This window comes from Pseudomonas sp. 15C (assembly GCF_055484735.1).
Window position 1 is genome coordinate 15,694 of record NZ_JBUDGD010000022.1, and the last position, 16,179, is coordinate 31,872.

The 16,179-nt window shown below is 60.3% G+C and carries 13 protein-coding genes; 10 read left to right on the top strand and 3 right to left on the bottom strand.

The window, feature by feature from the left end; genetic code table 11:
• Window positions 1–5 precede the first annotated feature (5 nt).
• Window positions 6–1,208, top strand: coding sequence for an HlyD/EmrA/EmrK family protein (locus tag ACYYKW_RS13595; protein ID WP_090284408.1), 1,203 nt, complete (start codon window positions 6–8; stop codon window positions 1,206–1,208).
• A 139-nt stretch (window positions 1,209–1,347) separates the two neighbouring features.
• Window positions 1,348–2,877: a DHA2 family efflux MFS transporter permease subunit gene (locus tag ACYYKW_RS13600; RefSeq protein WP_090284406.1), complete on the top strand. Its 1,530-nt coding sequence runs from the start codon at window positions 1,348–1,350 to the stop codon at window positions 2,875–2,877.
• A 126-nt stretch (window positions 2,878–3,003) separates the two neighbouring features.
• Here ACYYKW_RS13600 and lpxH read toward each other — a convergent pair whose 3' ends face one another.
• Window positions 3,004–3,756, bottom strand: a complete 753-nt coding sequence (lpxH, locus tag ACYYKW_RS13605) for a UDP-2,3-diacylglucosamine diphosphatase (RefSeq protein WP_464990356.1) — start codon at window positions 3,754–3,756, stop codon at window positions 3,004–3,006.
• Window positions 3,753–4,256 carry a peptidylprolyl isomerase gene (locus ACYYKW_RS13610; RefSeq protein ID WP_093100536.1) on the bottom strand — a complete coding sequence of 168 codons (504 nt, stop codon included), beginning with the start codon at window positions 4,254–4,256 and terminating at the stop codon, window positions 3,753–3,755. Before ACYYKW_RS13610 ends, lpxH begins: the two co-directional genes overlap by 4 nt.
• Window positions 4,257–4,505: 249 nt before the next feature.
• On the opposite strand from ACYYKW_RS13610, the gene ACYYKW_RS13615 reads away from it, so the two are divergent.
• Entirely contained in the window at window positions 4,506–6,203 is a 1,698-nt protein-coding gene (locus ACYYKW_RS13615) for a glutamine--tRNA ligase/YqeY domain fusion protein (RefSeq protein WP_093100539.1), read from the top strand.
• A gap of 21 nt (window positions 6,204–6,224) precedes the next feature.
• Window positions 6,225–7,607, top strand: coding sequence for a cysteine--tRNA ligase (gene cysS, locus ACYYKW_RS13620; RefSeq protein ID WP_093100542.1), 1,383 nt, complete (start codon window positions 6,225–6,227; stop codon window positions 7,605–7,607).
• 194 nt (window positions 7,608–7,801) lie between these two features.
• On the opposite strand, the gene ACYYKW_RS13625 is transcribed toward cysS, so the two are convergent.
• A complete protein-coding gene (locus ACYYKW_RS13625; RefSeq protein ID WP_464990357.1) occupies window positions 7,802–9,640 on the bottom strand; it encodes a sigma-54-dependent Fis family transcriptional regulator in 1,839 nt (612 codons plus the stop codon).
• Between the two features lie 381 nt (window positions 9,641–10,021).
• On the opposite strand from ACYYKW_RS13625, the gene ACYYKW_RS13630 reads away from it, so the two are divergent.
• From ACYYKW_RS13630 to ACYYKW_RS13655, 6 genes are read left to right on the top strand one after another with little or no spacing between them, the layout of a single operon-like run.
• A complete protein-coding gene (locus ACYYKW_RS13630; protein WP_093100548.1) occupies window positions 10,022–11,116 on the top strand; it encodes an ABC transporter ATP-binding protein in 1,095 nt (364 codons plus the stop codon).
• A complete protein-coding gene (locus ACYYKW_RS13635; protein ID WP_093100550.1) occupies window positions 11,116–12,225 on the top strand; it encodes an ABC transporter ATP-binding protein in 1,110 nt (369 codons plus the stop codon). Before ACYYKW_RS13630 ends, ACYYKW_RS13635 begins: the two co-directional genes overlap by 1 nt.
• Window positions 12,222–13,088, top strand: a complete 867-nt coding sequence (locus tag ACYYKW_RS13640) for a carbohydrate ABC transporter permease (protein ID WP_007912484.1) — start codon at window positions 12,222–12,224, stop codon at window positions 13,086–13,088. Before ACYYKW_RS13635 ends, ACYYKW_RS13640 begins: the two co-directional genes overlap by 4 nt.
• Before the next feature lie 9 nt (window positions 13,089–13,097).
• The gene (locus tag ACYYKW_RS13645; protein WP_090284391.1) at window positions 13,098–13,898 is read left to right on the top strand and encodes a carbohydrate ABC transporter permease; all 801 of its coding nucleotides are present in this window, start codon (window positions 13,098–13,100) and stop codon (window positions 13,896–13,898) included.
• Between the two features lie 10 nt (window positions 13,899–13,908).
• On the top strand, window positions 13,909–14,181 hold the full coding sequence (locus ACYYKW_RS13650) for a DUF2160 domain-containing protein (RefSeq protein ID WP_038861868.1): 273 nt from the start codon (window positions 13,909–13,911) through the stop codon (window positions 14,179–14,181).
• 47 nt (window positions 14,182–14,228) lie between these two features.
• Window positions 14,229–15,971 (top strand): ABC transporter substrate-binding protein, encoded by a 1,743-nt coding sequence (locus tag ACYYKW_RS13655; RefSeq protein WP_090284389.1) that lies wholly within the window; start codon window positions 14,229–14,231, stop codon window positions 15,969–15,971.
• Window positions 15,972–16,179: the final 208 nt, after the last annotated feature.

Below are 16,179 nucleotides of genomic sequence, written 5' to 3' on the forward strand. Positions count from 1 at the left end.
CCGTCATGGCCACTGCCGAAAACACTCAAGCTCAAGACAACACCCCGGACACCGGCAACCCGCGCAAACGCAAGGTGATGCTGTTGGCCCTGGCCGTGGTCGTCCTGCTCGCCATTGCTGGCGTGTGGGCGTATCACGAATTCATCGGGCGCTGGAACGAAAGCACCGACGACGCCTACGTCAACGGCAACGTCGTGGAAATCACCCCGCTGGTGACCGGCACCGTGGTCAGCATCGGCGCCGACGACGGTGATCTGGTTCAGGAAGGCCAGGTGCTGGTCAACTTCGACCCCAACGACGCCGAAGTAGGCCTGCAAAGTGCCAAGGCCAAACTGGCGCGCACCGTGCGTCAGGTGCGCGGCTTGTACAGCAACGTCGACGGCATGAAAGCCCAGGTCAACGCGCAGCAGGCCGAAGTGCAGAAGGCGCAGGACAACTACAACCGCCGCAAGAATCTGGCGCAGGGCGGGGCGATTTCCCAGGAAGAATTGTCCCACGCCCGCGACGACCTGACCTCGGCGCAGAACGCTCTGGCCAATGCCAGGCAGCAACTGAAGACCACCAGCGCGCTGGTCGATGACACCGTGGTGTCGTCGCACCCGGACGTAATGTCGGCAGCTGCCGATTTGCGTCAGGCCTACCTGACCAACGCGCGCAGCACTTTGATCGCCCCGGTGACCGGTTACGTCGCCAAGCGCACCGTGCAGCTCGGCCAGCGGGTACAGCCGGGCACCGCGCTGATGGCGGTGATCCCGCTCAATCAACTGTGGATCGACGCCAACTTCAAGGAAACCCAACTGCGTGACATGCGCATCGGTCAGCCGGTGGACATCGAAGCCGACCTGTACGGCAGCGACGTCAAGTACAGCGGCACCGTCGACAGCCTCGGCGCCGGCACCGGCAGCGCGTTTGCCTTGCTGCCAGCGCAGAACGCCACCGGTAACTGGATCAAGATCGTCCAGCGGGTGCCGGTGCGCATTCACATAAATGCCGAAGAGCTGGCCAAACATCCGCTGCGGGTCGGTCTGTCGACCAATGTCGAAGTCAACCTGCACGACCAGAGCGGCCCGGTGCTGGCGCAGCAGCCGCCGCAAAAAGCCTCGTTCAGCACCAATGTGTATGAGCGCCAACTGGCCGAAGCGGACGCAATGATTGCCCAGCTGATTCACGACAACAGCGCCGCGGCGAGCAAGACCGCACAGCGCTGATCCGCACGGACCCTGTAGGAGTGAGCCTGCTCGCGATAGCGGTGTGTCAGTCACCGATGATGTCGACTGTTACACCGCTATCGCGAGCAGGCTCACTCCTACAGGGGTGCGGTGTCCTCTAGGTTTCATAGGATCCACCATGAGCAATAACGCTTCTTTCACGCCGCCCAGCCTGTTGCTCAGCACCATTGGCCTGTCGCTGGCGACGTTCATGCAGGTGCTCGACACCACCATCGCCAACGTGGCGTTGCCGACGATTTCCGGCAACCTGGGGGTGAGTTCGGAGCAAGGCACCTGGGTGATCACTTCGTTCGCCGTGAGCAACGCGATTGCGCTGCCGCTGACGGGCTGGCTCAGCCGCCGTTTTGGCGAGGTGAAACTGTTTCTGTGGGCGACGATGCTGTTTGTGCTGGCGTCGTTTCTCTGTGGTATTTCCACCTCGATGCCCGAGCTGATCGGCTTCCGGGTCCTGCAAGGTCTGGTCGCCGGGCCGTTGTACCCGATGACCCAAACCCTGTTGATCGCGGTGTATCCGCCGGCGAAACGCGGGATGGCCCTGGCGTTATTGGCGATGGTCACGGTGGTCGCGCCGATTGCCGGGCCGATTCTTGGCGGCTGGATCACCGACAGTTACAGCTGGCCGTGGATCTTCTTCATCAACGTGCCGATCGGGATTTTTGCGGTAATGGTGGTGCGTTCGCAACTGGCCAAGCGGCCGGTGGTCACCAGCCGCCAGCCGATGGATTACGTCGGTCTGATCACCCTGATTATCGGTGTCGGCGCGTTGCAGGTGATCCTCGACAAGGGCAATGATCTGGACTGGTTCGAATCGAACTTCATCATCATCGGCGCGGCGATTTCCGTGGTTGCGCTGGCGGTGTTCGTGATCTGGGAAATGACCGACCAGCATCCGGTGGTCAACCTGCGCCTGTTCGCCTATCGCAACTTTCGCATCGGTACGCTGGTGTTGGTCTTGGGTTATGCGGGATTCTTCGGCATCAACCTGATCCTGCCGCAATGGCTGCAGACGCAGATGGGCTACACCGCGACCTGGGCCGGTCTGGCCGTGGCGCCGATCGGTATTCTGCCGGTGCTGCTGTCGCCGTTTGTTGGTAAGTACGCACACAAGTTCGACTTGCGGCTGCTCGCCGGGCTGGCGTTTCTGGCGATCGGCCTGAGTTGCTTCATGCGCGCCGAGTTCACCAACGAGGTCGACTTCCAGTCCATCGCTCTGGTGCAGTTGTTCATGGGTATTGGCGTGGCGCTGTTTTTCATGCCGACGTTGAGCATCCTGATGTCGGATCTGCCGCCGAGCCAGATTGCCGACGGGGCCGGTCTGGCGACTTTCCTGCGGACCTTGGGCGGCAGCTTTGCGGCTTCGCTGACCACGTGGATCTGGATTCGCCGGGCGAATCAGCATCATGCCTACATGAGCGAGAGCATCAGCACCTTCGAACCGGCCACGCGCGAGACCTTGCATGCGCTGGGCGGGGCGAGTCAACCGGCGTATGCGCAGATGGATCAGATCCTGTCCAGTCAGGCCTACATGTTGTCGACCGTGGATTACTTCACGCTGCTGGGGTGGGGGTTCATGGGGTTGATTCTGATTGTGTGGCTGGCGAAGCCGCCGTTTGCGGCGAAGGCAGGGCCTGCCGCCAGCGGTCATTGATCCGAAGCGCGATTAACTGTAGGAGTGAGCCTGCTCGCGATTAGCGGTGTATCAGTCAACAAAGATGTTGAATGTGATATCGCTATCGCGAGCAGGCTCACTCCTACAATGGTTTTGTATCTGGCTTCAGAGGGTGGGCGCTGGGAGAGCAGGTGGCGGGGCGAAGTCGAACGGTGCCAACGCATACCCGCTCTCATCGACCTGCAACGCCCAGCCCTGACGATCCCAATCCCCCAGCACAATGCGCTTCGCTGCTTGCTCACCGAGTTGCAGCTTGTGGATGGCGGGGCGGTGGGTGTGGCCGTGGATCAGGGTGTTCACGCCGAATTGCTGCATGATCCGCGGAATCTCTTCCGGCGTGACATCGACAATGTCATTGGCCTTCATCCGCGTCTGCGCACGGCTTTCGCTGCGCAGCTTGCGCGCCAGTTTATGGCGCGTGCGCAGCGGCAGATTGCGCAGGATGAACAGGGTGATCGGATTGCGCAGGTAGCGGCGCAGCTTCATGTAGCCGACGTCGCGGGTACACAGGCTGTCGCCGTGCATCAGCAGCACCGGCTCGCCGTAGAACTGCACGACACTCGGGTCCTTCAACAGCGTGCAGCCGGCCTGTTTGCAAAAGGCCTTGCCGAGCATGAAGTCGCGATTGCCGTGCATGAGGAAAATGGCCGTGCCGCTGTCGCTCAAGTTGCGCAGGGCCTGGCAGATGGAACGCTGGAAGGGTGTCATGGCGTCGTCGCCGATCCACGCCTCGAAGAAGTCGCCGAGGATGTACAAGGCACTCGCCGAGCGGGCGCGTCCGGCGAGCAAATCCAGAAACGCCCGGGTAATGTCCGGGCGCTCCTCTTCCAGATGCAAGTCTGAAATCAGCAATATCACTCAATGATCTCGGCTTTCTCGATGATCACGTCGTCTGCGGGTACGTCCTGGTGGCCGGCCTTGGAAGTGGTCGACACGCCTTTGATCTTGTCGACAACGTCGGTGCCGGCGGTGACTTTACCGAATACCGCGTAGCCCCAGCCCTGCACGTTCTTGCCGCTGTGGTTGAGGAAGGTGTTGTCGGCGACGTTGATGAAGAACTGTGCCGAAGCCGAATGCGGCTCCATGGTGCGGGCCATGGCGACGGTGTACTTGTCATTGGAAAGACCGTTGTCCGCTTCGTTCTGGATGCTCGGACGCTTGTCTTTCTTCTCTTTCATGCCTGGCTCGAAACCGCCGCCCTGGATCATGAAGTTACCGATGACGCGGTGGAACACGGTGTTGGTGTAGTGACCGGCGTTAACGTATTCGATGAAGTTGGCGACGGTGATCGGCGCCTTTTCAGCGTTCAGTTCGATGACGATGTCGCCATGGTTGGTGGTCAGTTTGACTTGAGTCATGATCGCTACTCTTCTGAGGAATTCGTGGTTTTGGGACCTTCAGCCCCGCAACCGGTTCAGCCTGCTTCGGCCAAGGTGCGCAGTTTAGCGTGACAGGCGCGAATTTCGAGGCGGTTTTTCATTTCCGCGCGATTAAATGCGCCGCTTTATGGAGCCTGCTCTGTCAGCCCCTTGACGGCATCGGCTATGATAGCGGCTTTGTTTTGTCTGGCCCGTTCTGCGGCCGCGCACATGTAAGTCAAGGATCCTATGAGCAAGCCCACTGTCGACCCTACCTCGAATGCCAAGTCCGGCCCTGCCGTGCCGGTCAATTTCCTGCGGCCGATCATCCAGGCAGACCTGGACTCGGGCAAGCACACCCAGATCGTCACGCGTTTTCCGCCTGAGCCCAACGGCTACCTGCACATCGGCCACGCCAAGTCGATCTGCGTGAACTTCGGCCTGGCCCAGGAGTTCGGCGGCGTCACGCACCTGCGTTTCGACGACACCAACCCGGCCAAGGAAGACCAGGAATATATCGACGCGATCGAAAGCGACGTCAAATGGCTGGGCTTCGAGTGGTCCGGTGAAGTGCGCTACGCCTCGCAGTATTTCGACCAATTGCACGACTGGGCGGTCGAGCTGATCAAGGCCGGCAAGGCCTACGTCGACGACCTGACCCCCGAGCAGGCCAAGGAATACCGCGGCAGCCTGACCGAACCGGGCAAGAACAGCCCGTTTCGCGACCGCTCGGTAGAGGAAAACCTCGACCTGTTCGCGCGCATGAAGGCCGGTGAATTCCCCGACGGCGCACGCGTGCTGCGGGCGAAGATCGACATGGCCTCGCCGAACATGAACCTGCGCGACCCGATCATGTACCGCATCCGTCACGCCCATCACCACCAGACCGGCGACAAGTGGTGCATCTACCCGAACTACGACTTCACCCACGGTCAGTCGGACGCCATCGAAGGGATCACCCATTCGATCTGCACCCTGGAATTTGAAAGCCATCGTCCGCTGTACGAGTGGTTCCTCGAGCACCTGCCGGTGCCGGCGCAGCCGCGTCAGTACGAGTTCAGCCGCCTGAACCTGAACTACACGATCACCAGCAAGCGCAAGCTCAAGCAACTGGTCGATGAAAAGCACGTCAATGGCTGGGACGATCCGCGCATGTCCACGCTGTCGGGCTTCCGCCGCCGTGGCTACACGCCGAAATCGATCCGCAACTTCTGCGAAATGATCGGCACCAACCGCTCCGACGGCGTAGTCGACTTCGGCATGCTCGAATTCAGTATCCGCGACGACCTCGACCAGAGCGCACCGCGCGCCATGTGCGTGCTGCGTCCGCTGAAAGTGGTCATCACCAACTACCCGGAAGGCCAGGTCGAAAACCTTGAACTGCCACGCCACCCGAAAGAAGACATGGGCGTGCGCGCCTTGCCGTTTGCCCGGGAAATCTACATCGACCGTGACGACTTCATGGAAGAGCCGCCAAAAGGCTACAAGCGCCTGGAGCCGGCCGGTGAAGTGCGTCTGCGCGGCAGCTACGTGATCCGTGCCGACGAAGCGATCAAGGACGCCGATGGCAACATCGTCGAACTGCGTTGCTCGTACGACCCGGAAACCCTCGGCAAGAACCCGGAAGGGCGCAAGGTCAAAGGCGTGATCCACTGGGTGCCGGCCGCCGCCAGCGTCGAGTGCGAAGTGCGTCTGTACGATCGCCTGTTCCGCTCACCGAACCCGGAGAAGGCCGAAGACAGCGCGAGTTTCCTCGACAACATCAACCCTGACTCACTGCAAGTGCTGACCGGTTGTCGCGCCGAGCCATCGCTCGGCAATGCGCAGCCGGAAGACCGTTTCCAGTTCGAACGCGAAGGCTACTTCGTCGCGGATCTGAAGGACTCGAAACCCGGTCAGCCGGTATTCAACCGTACCGTGACCCTGCGTGATTCGTGGGGCCAGTGAGACAGCGTCAAGGAAATTAACGTGCTGACGATCTACAACACGCTCACCAAGAGCAAAGAAGTCTTCAAGCCGCTGGATGGCAACAAGGTTCGCATGTACGTCTGCGGGATGACCGTGTACGACTACTGCCACCTCGGCCACGGCCGCAGCATGGTCGCGTTCGACCTGGTGACGCGCTGGCTGCGCTTCAGCGGCTACGACCTGACCTACGTGCGCAACATCACCGACATCGACGACAAGATCATCAACCGCGCCAACGAGAACGGTGAATCGTTCGAAGCGTTGACCGAACGCATGATCGCCGCTATGCACGAAGACGAAGCGCGCCTCAACATCAAAAAGCCGGACATGGAGCCGCGCGCCACCGATCACATCGCTGGCATGCACGCGATGATCCAGGCGCTGATCGACAAGGGTTACGCCTACGCCCCGGGCAATGGCGACGTGTACTACCGCGTCGCCAAATTCATGGGCTACGGCAAGCTGTCGCGCAAGAAAATCGAAGACCTGCGCATCGGCGCACGCATCGAAGTCGACGAGTCGAAACAGGACCCGCTCGACTTCGTCCTGTGGAAAGCCGCCAAGCCGGGCGAGCCGAGCTGGGAATCGCCGTGGGGCGCCGGGCGTCCGGGCTGGCACATCGAGTGCTCGGTGATGTCGACCTGCTGCCTGGGTGAGACTTTTGACATTCATGGCGGCGGCAGCGACCTCGAGTTCCCGCACCATGAAAACGAAATCGCCCAGAGCGAAGCGGCCACCGGCAAGACCTACGCCAACGCGTGGATGCATTGCGGGATGATCCGTATCAATGGCGAGAAGATGTCCAAGTCGTTGAACAACTTCTTCACCATCCGCGACGTACTGGAAAAGTACCACCCGGAAGTCGTGCGTTACCTGCTGGTGTCGAGCCACTACCGCAGCGCGATCAACTATTCGGAAGACAACCTCAAGGACGCCAAAGGCGCACTGGAGCGTTTCTATCACGCATTGAAAGGTCTGCCGACTGTGGCGCCGGCCGGTGGCGAAGCCTTCGTCGAGCGTTTCACTGCGGTGATGAACGACGACTTCGGCACGCCTGAAGCCTGCGCCGTGCTGTTCGAGATGGTTCGCGAGATCAACCGCTTGCGCGAGAGTGATCTCGATGCGGCGGCGGGTCTGGCAGCGCGCCTGAAAGAATTGGCCAGCGTGCTGGGCGTGTTGCAGCTCGAAGCCGACGACTTCCTGCAGGCGGGCGCCGAAGGGCGTGTCGATGCGGCTGAGGTGGATGCGTTGATTGCTGCGCGTCTGGCGGCCCGGGCCGGGAAGGATTGGGCCGAGTCGGACCGCATTCGTGATCAGCTTACGGCGATGGGTGTGGTGCTGGAAGATGGCAAGGGTGGCACGACCTGGCGGTTGGCTGACTGAGGCCAAAAGCCCCTACCATGATCGTTCCCACGCTCTGCGTGGGAATGCCTCCAGGGACGCTCCGCGTTCCGGCTTTCGAATGGGACGCGGAGCGCCCCGGGCTGCATTCCCACGCGGAGCGTGGGAACGATCAAAATCCTGCGGTCGGCCCCCTCTCCTGCGGGAGAGGGCTGGGGTGAGGGCAAAGGTTGTACTCAACCGCCAATCTGCCGCAACCGCTTGTAAAGCGTATTGCGGCTAACCCCCAACCGCCGCGCCAGATGCGAGATATTCCCCCCAGCCGCCTTCAACTCGCGGTTCAACGCTTCAACATCATTCAAATCCAGCCCCAACGGCGCCGCCGTCTCCACCGGCTCCATCTCCAGATCGACAAAAAAATCATCCGGCAAATGCTCCGGCCGCACCGGTTGCTCCTCGGCCATGGCCAGCGCCACCTGCATCACGCTGCTGACCTGACGCAAATTCCCCGGCCACGGATGCCGTTCGAACAACTCCAGCACCTCTGAGGTCAAACCCGCCCACTGCGTCGGCTCACGATGCTGTTCCCACAGCCGCTTGAACAACGCCTGTTTATCACTGCGCTCACGCAGCGGTGGCAGTTCCAGGGTCAGCCCGCCAATGCGGTAATACAAATCCTCACGAAACCGGCCCAACTGCACCTGTTCGCGCAACGAACGGTTGGTCGCCGAGATGATCCGCAGGTCCACCGGGAACAACTCACTACTGCCCACCGGCTGCACGCAACGCTCCTGCAATACCCGCAACAGGCGCGCCTGGGTCGGCAACGGCATATCGCCGATTTCATCGAGAAACAGCGTGCCTTTGTCAGCCTTGCGAATCAGGCCGATGCTGCCTTTCTGGTTGGCGCCGGTGAACGCGCCTTTCTCATAACCGAATAGCTCGGACTCAACCAGTTCGGCGGGGATCGCTGCGCAGTTCACCGCGATGAACGCCTGTTTACTGCGCGAGCTGGCCTGATGCAGGGCTTTCACGAACACCTCTTTGCCGACGCCGGTCTCGCCGTGGATCAGCAGCGGAATATCTTTTTCCAGCAGGCGTTCGGCCTGACGCACGGCTTTTTCCACGCGGCTATCGCCGAAATGCAGGCTGTTGAGGCTGATCGCGCTGGATGGCGCGGGCTTTTCTTCCGTCACAAATACCCGGGCTTGAACCGCTGCCTGTTTCGGCCGTTTCAACAGACACTGAAAACGGTTGCGTCCGGAAGTCTGCAAGGCGAATGGCAAACCGTCCGGCTGATTGATCAACTCCAGCAGCGAGACCTTGAACAGGCTTTCCACACTGACCCGCGACAAGCGCACCCCGAGCAGATTGTCCGCGCGGCGATTGGCCGACAGGACCTGACCGCTCTCATCGAAGATCAACAACCCGGCCCACTGGCTGTCGAGGTTGTTCAACCCGGTGTTGAAGGTGAGTTGAAAGTGCTGACCGTGGAACAAGTTGAGGATCAGCCGGTTCTCCACGGTCTGGCTCATCATCTTGACCATGCCCAAGGTGTGCGAGGGCGGCAGGTAGCTGTCGCTGGACACGTCGAGCACGGCGATGACCTTGCGCTCGGCGTCGAAAATCGGCGCGGCGGAACCCGTCATGAAGCGGTTGGCCTTGAGAAAGTGTTCATCGTGTTCAATGTGCACCGCCTGTTCGCAGGCCAGCGCGGTGCCGATCGCATTGGTGCCGCTGCAGCGCTCCATCCAGCTCGCCCCGGCCTGAAAGCCGCGCGCCAGGTTCGGTTCGATAAAACGCTGGGTGCCCCACGAGGTCAGCACCTGGCCCTGATTGTCGGCGAGCATGATCAGGCAGTTGGAATTGCTAAGGATGTTTTCGTAATAGGGCAGAACTTCCTGATGCGTGGTCTGTACCAGTGAATGATGACTGTCGAGCAATTGCGCAATGCCAGCGGCGGGCAGTTGATCGAAGGCCGGGGTGCTCTGATGGTCGAGACCGAACGCGCGACAGCGTTGCCAGGAAGTCTGGACGATCGCATCGTGGGACAGCGGCGAAGCAGGTGCGGCCATGGGGGCGAGCCTCTGAGTGCAGCGATTTTATTATTGTTATGAGCCCGATCTTAAAACCAACACAGATCCCCTGTAGGCCTTCGCCTGCTCGCGATAGCGGTCTGTCAGACGGATTTGCATTGACTGACACACCGCTATCGCGAGCAGGCGAAGGCCTACAGGGATCTTCGGCTTCCATGAGATCGGGCAAAAAGCGTTTATAGAGTGTTGTTCACTATTGTTCATTGTCAATCACCCGACTGTTCAAAAGTGTTCAGCTGTGAACGGCGCTGGCCCCCGTAAACACTGCTTCTCAAGGAAAATCAAGCACTTGCCACTTCTGGCACGAAAGTCGCTGTGTTGCTTCGGTCGCTTGACTCCAAAAATAAAAAAGGCCGAGCCATGTCACTCACCCTGGAGCACGTCAGCCGTACCGTCGAGGGCCAGATCTGGATCGACGATGCGTGCCTGAAATTCGAACCCGGTTCCTTCAACGTTTTGCTCGGCCGCACGCTGTCCGGCAAAACGAGTTTGATGCGTTTGATGGCCGGGCTGGACAAGCCCGACAGCGGGCGCATCCTGATGAACGGCGTCGACGTTACCCAACGCCCGGTGCGTCTGCGCAACGTGTCGATGGTCTATCAGCAGTTCATCAATTACCCGACCATGACGGTGTTCGAGAACATCGCCTCGCCGTTGCGCCAGGCCGGTGTGGCGAAAGACATCATCCACAGCAAAGTGCTGGAAACCGCAAAGATGCTGCGCATCGAGAAGTTTCTGCAGCGCTATCCGCTGGAGCTGTCCGGCGGTCAGCAACAGCGCACGGCCATGGCTCGCGCCTTGGTCAAGGACGCTGAACTGATTCTGTTCGACGAGCCGCTGGTCAACCTCGATTACAAACTGCGCGAAGAGCTGCGCCAGGAAATGCGCGAGCTGTTCAAGGCGCGCCATACCATCGCCATCTACGCCACCACCGAGCCCAACGAAGCGTTGGCGCTGGGCGGCACCACGACGATTTTGCATGAAGGCCGGGTGATTCAGAGCGGGCCGTCGACCTCGGTGTATCACCAGCCGCAAACCGTGCTGGCCGCCGAGTTGTTCTCCGAACCGCCGATCAACCTGATGCCCGGGCGCATTGCCGGCAACGAAGTCAGCTTCGCCAATTTCGTCCACTTCCCGTTGAACGTTGATCTGCGGCCGGTAGGCGAGGGCGAATACCGTTTCGGCGTGCGCCCCAGCCATATCTCGCTGGTGCCGAGCAACGACGATGATCTGGAACTGGCGGTGACCGTCGAAGTGGCCGAGATCAGTGGCTCGGAAACCTTCCTGCATGTGCGCAACGAGCATTTCCTGCTGGTGCTGCACCTGCCGGGGGTTCACGAATACGACGTCGATGCGCCGATCCGCATTTACATCCCGACCCACAAACTGTTCGTTTTCGATGCGCAGGGCCGTCTGGTGCAAGCACCGGGCCGGCGTGTCGCGAGGGTTGCCTGATGGCCGAAATCCGTTTGCAACACCTCGCCCACAGCTACAGCAAAACCCCGAGCGGCGCTGAGGATTACGCGATCCGTGAGATGGATCACATCTGGGAGCAGGGCGGCGCCTATGCCTTGCTCGGCCCGTCCGGTTGCGGCAAGTCGACCTTGCTCAACATCATTTCCGGCCTGCTCAGCCCGTCCCAGGGCCATGTGCTGTTCGACGGCAAAGCGGTCAACGACCTGACGCCGGAGAAGCGCAACATCGCCCAGGTGTTCCAGTTTCCGGTGGTCTACGACACCATGACCGTGTTCGACAACCTCGCTTTTCCTTTGCGCAATCAGGGCATGGCCGAGGCGAAAGTGCACAGCAAGGTGCAGGAAATCGCCGAAGTCCTCGACCTGCAAAACCTGCTGAGCAAAAAGGCGCGCAACCTCACCGCCGACGAAAAACAGAAAGTCTCGATGGGCCGTGGTCTGGTACGCGACGACGTCTCGGCGATCCTGTTCGACGAACCGCTGACGGTGATCGACCCGCACCTGAAATGGAAACTGCGGCGCAAGCTCAAGCAGATCCACGAGCAGTTCAACATCACCATGGTCTACGTCACCCACGATCAGCTCGAAGCCTCAACGTTCGCTGACAAGATCGCGGTGATGTACGGCGGCCAGATCGTCCAGTTCGGCACGCCACGGGAATTGTTCGAGCGGCCAAGCCACACCTTCGTCGGCTATTTCATCGGCAGCCCCGGGATGAACCTGATCGAGGTGCAGCCGCAGCCCGGTGGCGTCGGTTTCGCTTCGACGCACTTGCCGTTGTCCGAAGCCTTGCAGCGCCATATCGAGCACGGCCAGTGGAAAAATCTCAAGGTCGGTATCCGCCCTGAGTTCATTCATGTCTGGGACGAGCCGTTCGATGACGCAATGCAGGCCGACGTCGTACACGTCGAAGACCTCGGCACCTACAAGATCATGACCCTCAACCTCGACGGCGCGCCGTTGAAGGTGCGCCTGACCGAAGACAAACCGGTGCCACAGGGCACGGCGTACATCAGTTTTCCGGCGCAGTGGCTAATGGTGTATGCCGATGAATTCCTGCTCGAAGCCGACGATGAGGTGCAGCCATGAACAAGGTGCAGAACAACAAGGCCTGGTGGCTGGTGTTGCCGGTGTTTCTGCTGGTGGCGTTCAGTGCAGTGATCCCGATGATGACCGTGGTCAACTATTCGGTGCAGGACATCTTCGACCAGTCCAGCCGCTACTTCGTCGGCGCCGACTGGTACAAGCAGGTGCTGCTCGACCCACGTCTGCACGACTCGCTGCTGCGTCAGTTCATCTATTCGGCCTGCGTGCTGCTGATCGAGATCCCACTGGGCATTGCCGTCGCGCTGACCATGCCGACCAAGGGCCGTTGGTCGTCGGTGGTGCTGATCATTCTGGCGATTCCGCTGCTGATTCCGTGGAACGTAGTCGGTACGATCTGGCAGATTTTCGGCCGCGCCGACATCGGTCTGCTCGGTTCCAGCCTCAACGCCATGGGCATCAGCTACAACTATGCGGCCAATACCATGGACGCCTGGGTGACGGTGCTGGTCATGGACGTGTGGCACTGGACCTCACTGGTGGCGCTGCTGTGCTTCTCCGGTCTGCGCGCGATTCCCGACGTCTATTACCAGGCCGCACGCATCGATCGGGCCTCGGCCTGGGCGGTGTTCCGCCACATTCAACTGCCCAAACTGAAAAGCGTGCTGCTGATCGCGGTGATGCTGCGCTTCATGGACAGTTTCATGATTTACACCGAACCGTTCGTGCTCACCGGCGGCGGGCCGGGCAATGCCACGACCTTCCTCAGTCAGACGTTGACGCAGATGGCCGTAGGGCAATTCGACCTCGGTCCGGCAGCGGCATTTTCGCTGGTGTACTTCCTGATCATCCTGTTGGTGTCGTGGCTGTTCTATACCGCCATGACGCATTCCGACGCCAACCGCTGAGGCCCGGCCATGAGCAAGAGAAAGCTTATTCCGTTGCTGGTGTACATCCTGTTCCTGCTGGTGCCGATCTACTGGCTGCTGAACATGTCGTTCAAGAGCAACACCGAAATCCTCGGCGGCCTGACCCTTTTCCCACAGGCCTTCACGCTGGCGAACTACAAGGTGATCTTCACCGATCCGAGCTGGTACACCGGTTATCTCAACTCGCTGTATTACGTCAGCCTCAACACCGTGATCTCGTTGAGCGTGGCGTTACCGGCGGCCTACGCGTTTTCACGCTATCGTTTCCTCGGCGACAAACACCTGTTCTTCTGGCTGCTGACCAACCGCATGGCGCCGCCGGCGGTGTTTCTGCTGCCGTTCTTTCAGTTGTATTCGTCGATCGGCCTGTTCGACACGCACATCGCCGTAGCCCTGGCGCACTGCTTGTTCAACGTGCCGCTGGCGGTGTGGATTCTCGAAGGTTTCATGTCCGGCGTGCCGAAGGAGATCGACGAAACCGCCTACATCGACGGCTACAGTTTTCCCAAGTTCTTCGTGAAGATTTTCATTCCGTTGATCGGTTCCGGCATCGGTGTCACGGCGTTTTTCTGCTTCATGTTTTCCTGGGTCGAACTGTTGCTGGCACGCACGCTGACCTCGGTCAACGCCAAACCGATCGCGGCGGTGATGACCCGCACTGTGTCGGCGTCGGGGATCGATTGGGGCGTGCTGGCCGCGGCGGGGGTATTGACCATCCTGCCGGGCATGCTGGTGATCTGGTTTGTTCGCAACCATGTGGCCAAGGGCTTTGCCCTCGGTCGGGTCTGAGGAGCTGATGATGGAATGGATGAGCTGGACGACACCGACCGCCGCGTTCTTCATCGGCATCGGTCTGATTCTGGTGGGCATGACCACCTGGGAATTGCGCTCGCCGAGCATCTTGCGGCGAGGGTTTCTGCCGATTGCCACCACCCGTGGCGATCGCTTGTTTATCGGTCTTCTCGGCAGCGCCTACCTGCACTTGCTGGTAATCGGCGTCACCGACTGGAGCATCTGGGTGGCGTCCGCGTTGTCCCTGGTGTGGCTGTTGGCTGTGATGCGTTGGGGCTAGCCGAATCGTTCGGCAACGCGGCTCCACAACTTAAACAGGAGGTCTCTATGTTCGATAAAAACAATAAGCTGCGACATAGCATTTCATTGGCAGCCATGCTGGCACTCAGCGGTTTGAGCGCGTCTGCCTGGGCTGACGCCTACGAAGATGCCGCGAAAAAATGGATCGGCAGCGAGTTCAAGCCCTCGACCCTGACGGCCGAACAGCAGCTGGAAGAATTGAAGTGGTTCATCAAGGCCGCCGAGCCGTTTCGTGGCATGGACATCAAGGTCGTTTCCGAGACCCTGACCACCCACGAATATGAATCGAAAGTGCTGGCCAAGGCGTTCAGCGAAATCACCGGGATCAAGCTCACCCACGACTTGCTGCAGGAAGGCGACGTGGTCGAGAAAATGCAAACGGTGATGCAGTCGGACAAGAATATCTATGACGGCTGGGTCAACGACTCCGACCTGATCGGTACGCACTTTCGCTACGGCAAGACCGAATCGATCACCGACCTGATGGCCAACGAAGGCAAAAACTTCACCTCGCCGACCCTCGACATCAAGGACTTCATTGGCATCTCGTTCACCACCGCACCGGACGGCAAGATCTACCAACTGCCCGACCAGCAATTCGCCAACCTGTACTGGTTCCGGGCCGACTGGTTCGAACGCGCCGACCTGAAAGCCAAATTCAAGGAAAAGTACGGCTACGAGCTGGGCGTGCCGGTGAACTGGTCGGCCTATGAAGACATCGCCAAATTCTTCAGCGAAGACGTCAAGGAAATCGACGGTAAACGCGTTTACGGGCACATGGACTACGGCAAGAAAGACCCGTCGCTGGGCTGGCGCTTCACCGATGCCTGGTTCTCTATGGCCGGCGGCGGCGACAAGGGCATTCCCAACGGGTTGCCGGTGGACGAGTGGGGCATCCGCGTCGAGGACTGCCATCCGGTCGGCTCCAGCGTGACCCGCGGCGGCGACACCAACGGCCCGGCAGCGGTGTTTGCAACCACCAAATACGTCGACTGGCTGAAGAAATACGCACCACCGGAAGCGGCGGGCATGACCTTTTCCGAATCCGGCCCGGTGCCGTCGCAGGGCAACATCGCCCAACAGATCTTCTGGTACACCGCGTTCACCGCCGACATGACCAAACCGGGCCTGCCGGTGGTCAACGCCGATGGCACGCCGAAATGGCGCATGGCGCCATCGCCGCGCGGGCCGTATTGGGAAGAGGGCATGAAGCTCGGTTATCAGGACGTGGGTTCGTGGACGTTCATGAAGTCCACCCCTGAGAAGCAGAAACTGGCGGCGTGGCTGTACGCGCAGTTCGTTACCTCGAAAACCGTGTCGCTGAAGAAAACCATCGTCGGCCTGACGCCGATTCGCGAGTCAGACATCAACTCGCAGGCGATGACCGATATGGCGCCGAAACTCGGCGGTCTGGTCGAGTTCTACCGCAGCCCGGCCCGCGTGCAATGGACCCCGACCGGGACCAACGTGCCGGACTATCCGCGTCTGGCGCAACTGTGGTGGAGCCACATCGCCGAAGCCGCCAGCGGCGAGAAGACCCCGCAACAAGCGCTCGATGGCTTGGCAAAGGATCAGGACCGCATCATGGAACGCCTCGAACGCTCCAAGGCCCAGGCCGTGTGCGCACCGAAAATGAACCCGGAACGCGACGCGCAATACTGGTTCGACCAACCGGGCGCACCGAAGCCGAAACTGGCCAACGAGAAGCCGAAGGGCGAAACCGTGAGCTATAGCGAGCTGCTGAAATCGTGGGCGGATGCGCGTAAGTGATAGGGGAGCTGTGAAAGGCGAACGGCACCGGAAGGTGCCGTTTTTTTTGGCGCCTGATCCACCGCTTTCGCTTGCAGGCAAGCTCCCACAGGTTTCTGCGTCGCTCACAAATTCCGAGTGCACTTGGAACCACTGTGGGAGCGCGCGTGCAAGCGATGGGGCCCATTGCCGGGAAGGCACCTGTTAGTTCTTACAGTATCGGTAAACC